Annotated in this window: 6 protein-coding genes; all 6 read right to left on the bottom strand. The window is 37.6% G+C overall.

The features are described 5' to 3' along the window. Positions 1-500, bottom strand: a 500-nt coding sequence (gene pilV, locus HRT50_RS08710; protein ID WP_291613473.1) for a type IV pilus modification protein PilV, incomplete at its 3' end; no start/stop codon positions are given. Positions 501-1058: 558 nt separating this feature from the next. Then, entirely contained in the window at positions 1059-1988 is a 930-nt protein-coding gene (gene ispH, locus HRT50_RS08705) for a 4-hydroxy-3-methylbut-2-enyl diphosphate reductase (RefSeq protein WP_291613471.1), read from the bottom strand. 221 nt (positions 1989-2209) lie between these two features. Further along, a complete protein-coding gene (locus HRT50_RS08700; RefSeq protein ID WP_291613469.1) occupies positions 2210-3172 on the bottom strand; it encodes a PstS family phosphate ABC transporter substrate-binding protein in 963 nt (320 codons plus the stop codon). A gap of 129 nt (positions 3173-3301) precedes the next feature. Continuing rightward, complete coding sequence (phoR, locus tag HRT50_RS08695; RefSeq protein WP_291613467.1) at positions 3302-4606, bottom strand: phosphate regulon sensor histidine kinase PhoR; 1305 nt, start codon at positions 4604-4606, stop codon at positions 3302-3304. Positions 4607-4649: 43 nt separating this feature from the next. Next, entirely contained in the window at positions 4650-5345 is a 696-nt protein-coding gene (gene phoB, locus HRT50_RS08690; RefSeq protein WP_291613465.1) for a phosphate regulon transcriptional regulator PhoB, read from the bottom strand. 590 nt (positions 5346-5935) lie between these two features. Then, positions 5936-6886, bottom strand: coding sequence for a porin (locus HRT50_RS08685; protein ID WP_291613463.1), 951 nt, complete (start codon positions 6884-6886; stop codon positions 5936-5938). Positions 6887-6909: the final 23 nt, after the last annotated feature.

The following is a 6909-nucleotide window of genomic DNA, read 5'->3' as shown; positions in this document are numbered from 1 at the left end:
CCATCTGATATTGCCTCGCGCCCTTCCCAGCTAATGACAACTACAACGGCATTATTTATATGTTGTATACAAGCTAATGCGCCAACCAAGCCCCCGGTATTTTCTCCATCGTTAGTAACGTCAGCTCCTAACAAATTAATTTCCCACTCATACAAATCAGCGGTTGCCATTTGTCCAGGATTACATAAAGCAGCCGCAGAGTCACATCTTGGATTCGGAGCATTTTCAGGAATTACCTGCCCGAAGGTTAGACCGTTATATACATTTAAAGCGCCAGCATTATTACTTCTCATTCGCTCTAAAATGTCTTGAGCCAAGGCTGAAGCAATAGAGCGCTGCATTGCATCGAAGCTTCCTTTTTTAGCAGAAGCTTGCATAGCTACAGCACCTAAGATACCGACAACCAAAATAACCATAGCAATAATTACTTCAATAAAGGTCATGCCATTTTGCCGCTGAATTTTTCTAATACTAGCCATATTGTTACTGATATGAGTCATCTGATATTCTCCTAGACATACAATAATTGTTACTAATTAAGTCATTAATAAAGCGCTTATCTAGCGTTTTTTTGTTATAACAAAGAGAAAAAAATAAAAGGTAAGGTACTGAAAAAGATACGTAAATGCAAGTATTCGCAAAATATTGGTATATGATATGAATATCATATAAAAGAATTTTAATTCTAGGGTCGATAAACAGACGTTATAAATAAAAGATTTAAGCAACCGCATAACCTATCCCTGCTACATTCCTTTGATAATTCCTAGCACTGATCACATCACTTAAGGGAATTAGGTATTCATTGGAAAAGAATAAAACGAACTTAGTTTAAAATGATGACTTATCCATGGGTAGCATTAGTTAGTTTTTATTAAGTGTTTTTCATTAAATACACTTAATAAAAACCCATAGTACAACTACTACCCACAATAGTTATTGTAAAAAATATTATCTTCTACGCTAACGACTGAAAACTGTACTTTAAAAACACATTCTAAATAGTTAATTTAATCAAATGTATTGAGCGCTATAAGTAAAATTATAGTTAACTTAGACTAGCGCAATTCAGCTGGGACTGCAAATACTATGCTTTCTTCTTTACCTGGGTGTTCAATAACCTCATGACCACCATAGTTTTTTAAAGTCTCAACAACTTGTTTAATAAGTACTGCAGGAGCCGATGCACCTGCGGTCACCCCCACTTTATCTACTCCGGTTAACCAGTCAATTTCAATATTTTCTGCGGTATCAATTAAATAAGAAGTCACTCCCATTTTACTGGCTAATTCTTTCAGGCGATTAGAATTAGAGCTGTTTTTTGCACCAACAACCAACATAAGATCAACTTTATCAGCTATTTCACGTACAGCATCTTGACGATTTTGAGTTGCATAACAAATATCGTCTTTACGCGGTCCTTCAATAAGTGGGAACTTTGCTTGAAGTGCAGTGATAACATCCATAGTGTCATCTACTGATAAGGTAGTTTGGCTACAAAAATAGAGTTTATCTGGATTTTTAACCACTAGGTTAGCCACATCTTCAGCTGACTCAACCAAGTAAATACCCGCAGAGTCACTACTATATTGACCCATGGTGCCTTCTACTTCGGGGTGTCCTGCATGGCCGATAAGAATACATTCGATATCTTTACGGCTGACACGAGATACTTCCATATGAACTTTGGTTACTAGGGGGCATGTCGCATCAAATATTTTTAATGCTCGAGCTTTAGCTTCATCCCTTACCGCTTTAGAGACACCATGAGCACTGAAAATCACGGTGTTATCGTCAGGTATTTCATCAAGTTCATCAACAAAAATCGCGCCACGTTTTTTTAAGCCATCAACAACAAACTTGTTGTGTACTACTTCATGACGAACATAGATAGGTGCGCCAAATAAATCTAAAGCGCGTTCAACAATACTGATTGCTCTATCAACACCCGCACAAAAACCACGAGGGTTTGCTAAAATAATTTCCATACCTTTCCTTCAAAATAAGCAGCAACAAAAGCTGTTTATATTATATCAATGAAACAAAGTAATTATCTATCTTTTAGCGTTAGTTGTATGACTTAGAAAATTAATTATCAATTTGAGGGGGATTAATGCAGTAAAACAAAGGGATAAAATAAAGCGAACTTCAATTAAAGTTCGCTTTATTTACTTCAGCTGAGTAGTGAAACCTAATGAATAATAAAACTTTAAAGCAGTCCTAACTTCTTATACTCTTTAGCCACTACCTTGCTAGGTAAAGGGATATAACCATCTTTTTCAACAATGGCTTGACCCGATTTAGACAGTATCATTTTCAAGAATTCAGCTTCCATAGGCGGCAGTGACTTATTAGGGTGTTTATTTACGTAAACATATAAATATCGTGATAAAGGATATTTCCCTGAAATAGCATTTTCCATATTAGCTTCAATATAATCATGGCCTTTTTTAGCTAAAGGCAAGGCACGTACTCCAGAAGTACGGTAACCTATACCTGAATAACCTATACCGTTTAGTGAAGCGGATACTGACTGAACTACAGATGCTGAGCCAGGTTGTTCATTGACACTGTTTTTAAAGTCGCCCTTACATAAAGCTTTCTTTTTAAAGTAGCCATAGGTACCAGAAACAGAGTTTCGGCCATACAACTGCACATCTTTACCTGTCCAAGCGCCTGATAAGCCAAGATCTCCCCAACGGTCAATATCCTTGTCAGCACCACACTTACGATTATTAGAGAATATGGCGTCGACTTGAGCAATAGATAACCCTTTTATCGGGTTATCTTTATGTACAAATACTGCTAAGGCATCGATAGCAACCCTAACTCGAGTTGGTTTATAGCCATAACGCTTTTGAAAAGCTTCAATCTCGCGCATTTTCATTTTACGACTCATCGGGCCAAGGTTGGAAGTGGCTTCAGTTAAAGCCGGTGGAGCAGTTGATGACCCAGCGGCTTGAATTTGTATATTTACATTTGGGTAAGTGCGCTTAAAATCTTCGGCCCAAAAAGTCATCATATTTGCCAAGGTATCGGAGCCAACTGAAGATACATTGCCAGATATACCACTAACTTTTTTATATTCTGGTAGATTTGCATCAAGTGCCAGTGCAGAAAAACTAACTAAACTTGATAAACTAATAATACTTAATACTTTTTTTAAACTCATGGTGTCTCCAATAAGAGCTTGAACTGTTTGGTTATGCACACTATACGAAGTGAATATGACAATTATATGGATGTTTTATGACAGGATTATGACGGACAACTATAAAGTAATATTGAACTTCAATCTTAGCTAGCGCGTAGGCTCAGATAAGATACTTTTATCAAAATAAATTGAAAATTCACTACCTTGGCCCCAATGGCTATTAATAACCAATTCAGCTTGATGGTGATGCAAAACGTGCTTTACTATTGCTAGCCCTAGACCAGAGCCACCCGTATCTCTAGATCTCGACCTATCAATACGATAAAAACGCTCAGTTAAACGATTAACATCTTCCGGTTTAATGCCATCCCCGTTATCTTTGACAGAAAAAACAGCTTTATCGCCCTGTAGCTGCCAACTAACATCAATACAACCATTTGCCGGAGTATAGGCAATAGCATTAGATAAAAGGTTAGCACAAGCACTTTTAAGCTCAGTTTCACAACCAAAAACGTAAACATTGGTGCTAATATCTAGCGTGATTTTGTGCTGTTTGTCCTGATTAAGCCAAGTTACTTCATCAACTAAAGTAGTAATTAATTGGGCCATATCTACCCATTGTTTGTCATCATGAGTATTATTTTCTACTTTTGCTAAATTAAGTAATTGCTCAACGAGACGGTCCATGCGAGATACTTGACCTTCAATGGTTTGAAATGCTTTTTGCCAATGTGGATCAAATTCTTCTTTTGAGGCTTGAATCATTTCAACATAACCGCGAACAACGGTTAAAGGTGTTTTTAATTCATGTGAGACATTGGCAACAAAGTCACGGCGCATATCCTCTAGACGCTGAAGATTGGAAATATCTCTCGCCAAGAGTAAAACGTGCTCACTGCCATACGCCATAATACGTATTTCTAACTGCACAGCTGGCTGTACCGGAGAGGTTAATAGACAAGGGGATTCAAAGTTTTCTAATGCTAAATAATCAGCAAATTCAGGGGCGCGTAGCAAGTTATCAATTCGCAGACCAAAGTCATCCGGCCAACGAACACCGAGCAGTCTGTGTGCTTTTTTGTTGCCCCACTCAACCGTTAACTCTTCTGATAACATCAATGCCGCATCAGGAAGTGCTTCAGCACCATCACGAAAACGGCGAATTTTTTCATTCAACTGCTTTTGTTTATTACGCTGCTGCTTAATTTGCCGGTATAGACCATCATATAAATATCCCCAAACACCACTTGCTTGCGGAGGAGACAGTGCCTTTGATTGCCATAACCATTTAATTAACTTAAATAGGTGATGATAATGCCATATTAATAAGAATATACTGCTTGCCAGCATAACTAACAGTACGTGATCGAATAACCATCCAACGAAAGCGCTGGCAATCAGGATGGCCAATAAACGAGAAACTATATTTTTAAAAGATAAACGAAAATACATGCGTGCCTAATTATTTTGCAATATCAACATAATGACCGGAAGTTTACTTCTGTAATTTACCAGAAAATCGGTAGCCTGCGCCACGTACCGTTTGTACAAATTCCTCATGACCTTCACCTGAAATGGCTTTTCGTAAACGTCTTATGTGCACATCAACCGTTCGGTCTTCAACATAAATATTGGTACCCCAGACATTATCAAGCAACTGTTCACGGGAATATACCCTTTCCGGATGAGTCATAAAAAAGTGCAATAATCGAAATTCGGTAGGCCCAAGCGCTAAACTATTTCCGTTGATAGCCACACGATGAGAAACGGGATCGAGTTTTAGGCCATGAAAGTCCACTTCCTCTTCCAAAGACGTGGGTGAAACACGACGAATAACCGCCTTAATACGGGCTATTAGCTCTTTCGGGGAGAAAGGTTTAGTCACATAATCATCGACCCCTGCTTCAAAACCTTTTACCTTATCATCTTCATCACTTCGGGCTGTTAGCATAATGACAGGGATGTTACGGGTGTATTCATTTTGCTTTAGTTTCTTTGCCAACGAAACCCCAGTGCCACCAGGTAACATCCAGTCGAGTAATATTAAATCTGGGTAGGGTTCACGAATTTTTGTCAAGGCTTGCTCGATATCACACGCTTCAATCGCATTAAAACCATTTTGATCTAATACAAAACTAATCATTTCCCTGATAGGGGTCTCATCCTCAACGACTAAAATATTCCGACTCATGTATACATCCTAATAATATGACTTACTGATAGGCCTAATGTTAGTAAATGAAATTTAACAAAAGATCACTCTCGATAGGTTATTGTGCATAAGTTAAATGACAGTTTTATGACAATAATAGAAAATTATTGATATATATACCATTCTGCATAAAGAAGTGATCACTTAGAGCTACATGGGCGACATTAGAACAATCAAAATATGCGTAGTTATAGTTATTCTACATCAAGCATATTTTGTGAAGTTATCATGGTGTTCCATGTGTTCCCAAAGGGCGAGTTTTAAAGGATTATATACTGCGTTATTGATTTTTAAAAGGACGTTGCATGGATGCAGCTTAATAGAGAATGAAGACGGTACAGGAAGTACCTTATTAGATAATGCAGGAGCAATTATCCTGAGCCTATTCTCCTGAATAAGCCTTACCTGCAATCAATACTTTGCCTAATAAGCTTGTAAACTCTCGCTAAATGAACACTTTCTTATACGGATTGGTATTCACTAGACTTTAAACGTAAGCAAGAAAAAAGTCGCTGATGCGACTTTTCATTGATAACTATTTAACTAAGCATTAATAATGCTATTGAAATTTAGAACTTGTACTGAATACCCGCAGCCAAATAATCTTCATCATTGCCCGTATCTAAATCAAAACTCGTATAAAAAACATAAAGCTTAGTGCTTTTCGCAAGTTTGTAATCAATACCTGCAGTTATACCATTTCGGTTGTCGCCATCTTTATGGTCAGCACCTTGAAATTGTCCTTTAAAGGTAATGTTATCCAAAGAATACTTAGCTGAAACCATCACACCGTTCATTTCTTTGCCTGTTTCAATTTCTTCTTGATTTTGTACCATTAAACCTAACGTAATACCGGCAACTTTACTCGACACGGTAGCGCGCATTGTATCAAAGTGGCCTGAAACTGCGCCATCCTTTGATTTTCCTGCTACATCAGAATCAAAGGCAACTGCAGCATAAAACTTTGATTTTTTTAAATTCTTATCACCGTAAAAAACGGCCATAGAGTAAGCGTCATCTCCGTCTAACTCGTCTTCAGCCATATAAGTCAGGCCTAGCTGTAAGCCGTTAAATTTAGGCGATTTATAACTTAGTGTATTACTTAAACGGTTTTCACCTACCCAGAGGTGTTTGATATCACCATTGTGATCACTAAAGATATCTACTTTACCTTGAGACTGTTTTAACATGGTATCATTTTTACCAAGTAGAACTTCGCCAAACAAGCCACGTAAACCGATATATTGGTTACGCCCTTTGAAGACATCACTGCTATCACCGTCCATATCTACTTCAAATTCAGCTTTATAGACAACTTCTAGGTCTTGACTTAATTCATGAGTGCCTTTAAAACCAATTCGTGAAGCGTTGCTTTTAATTTCAGTAAATTGACCGTCGCCTTCATCTGATAACTGAACTGAAATATCTGCTCTACCATAAACATCTACAGATGCAGCCATGGCAGGTACTGTGGCAGTATAAAACATTGCGATTAGTAGTGCTTTTTTCGTAAATTTCATTTTGTTAAACCTTGAGTAATTAA

Source organism: Colwellia sp. (genome assembly GCF_013215345.1).
In the GTDB taxonomy this organism is placed as follows: domain Bacteria; phylum Pseudomonadota; class Gammaproteobacteria; order Enterobacterales; family Alteromonadaceae; genus Colwellia.
Note: the sequence above shows the minus strand (reverse complement) of the source record. Positions and strands in the feature narration are given on the sequence as shown.

What these genes read in the sequence shown, in the direction of transcription:
- ispH (WP_291613471.1), bottom strand. Translation starts at nt 1,988, where the DNA reads ATGGAAATTATTTTAGCAAACCCTCGTGGTTTTTGTGCGGGTGTTGAT.
- HRT50_RS08700 (WP_291613469.1), bottom strand. Translation starts at nt 3,172, where the DNA reads ATGAGTTTAAAAAAAGTATTAAGTATTATTAGTTTATCAAGTTTAGTT.
- phoR (WP_291613467.1), bottom strand. Translation starts at nt 4,606, where the DNA reads ATGTATTTTCGTTTATCTTTTAAAAATATAGTTTCTCGTTTATTGGCC.
- phoB (WP_291613465.1), bottom strand. Translation starts at nt 5,345, where the DNA reads ATGAGTCGGAATATTTTAGTCGTTGAGGATGAGACCCCTATCAGGGAA.
- HRT50_RS08685 (WP_291613463.1), bottom strand. Translation starts at nt 6,886, where the DNA reads ATGAAATTTACGAAAAAAGCACTACTAATCGCAATGTTTTATACTGCC.